Annotated in this window: 1 protein-coding gene and 1 pseudogene; both read left to right on the forward strand. The window is 59.5% G+C overall.

Going from position 1 to position 956, the window contains the following annotated elements; genetic code table 11:
* Positions 1-6: 6 nt before the first annotated feature.
* A pseudogene (locus SB822_RS54675) lies at positions 7-288 on the forward strand (hypothetical protein); the annotation flags it as partial.
* 36 nt (positions 289-324) lie between these two features.
* The coding region (locus tag SB822_RS54680; RefSeq protein ID WP_410858795.1) for a PAS domain-containing protein at positions 325-956 on the forward strand (632 nt) is incomplete at its 3' end.

A 956-nucleotide genomic window follows, 5' to 3' on the forward strand; every position in this document is an offset into this window, starting at 1 on the left:
CAGCCGTTGCCAGCGGAAGTTGTCCGTCCGGCGTCGCGTCCCTCCAGCTTTTCGTTCGCGAATCTGCATCAGCGGCTGATCGAGCACTACGCACCGCCGAGCATCCTGATCGACCGGGAAGCCGAGATCCTCCATATTTCCGAGCATGCGGGCCCTTTTTTGCGCTATGTGGCCGGCGAGCCATCGCACAACCTGCTGACGGTGATCAATCCCGAGTTGCGTCTCGAACTCCGAACCGCCATTTTTCAGGCGCTGCAAACCGGCAAGAGTATCCATGCGGAAAACGTCCGTTTCCCGCAAGGCGACGCAAATTCGTACGTCAGGATGACGGTGCATCCGTTTCATGACGACGTGGCGGACGGCGACGTGATGGCCGTTTTCTTCGATGAGATCGTGGTCAAGGAAAGCGCCGAGTTGCGGGGAGCCAGCCGTCAGGCGGACCACAATCCCCTCATCGCCCACCTGGAAAGCGAACTGCGTCGCTCAAAGGAGCTCCTGCAGTCCAACATCGAACAGGCGAACGTGTCGACGGAGGAACTGAAGGCGTCCAACGAAGAGTTGCAGGCCATCAACGAAGAACTCCGCTCAGCGACGGAAGAGCTCGAAACCAGCAAGGAGGAACTGCAGTCCGTCAATGAGGAACTGGTCACCGTCAACGCGGAATTGCAATCGAAGGTGGAGGATGAGGCCAAGGCCAAGGACGACCTGCAGAACCTGATCGCTTCGACGGGGATCGCGACCATCTTCGTGGACCGGCAGATGCGCATCAAGCGTTTCACCGAACCTGCGGTTGGCATCTTCAAGCTGATCGCGACAGACGTGGGCCGTCCGCTGCTGGATCTCACCCATCGCCTGAATTATCCAGAACTGGCGGCAGACGCAACAGCGGCGTTCGAGTCGCTCAAGACGACCGAGCGGGAAGTCTGCACGAACGACGGCGAATGGTACATCGCGCG

Source organism: Paraburkholderia sp. SIMBA_054, assembly GCF_046534875.1.
Classification (GTDB): Bacteria; Pseudomonadota; Gammaproteobacteria; order Burkholderiales; family Burkholderiaceae; genus Paraburkholderia; species Paraburkholderia hospita.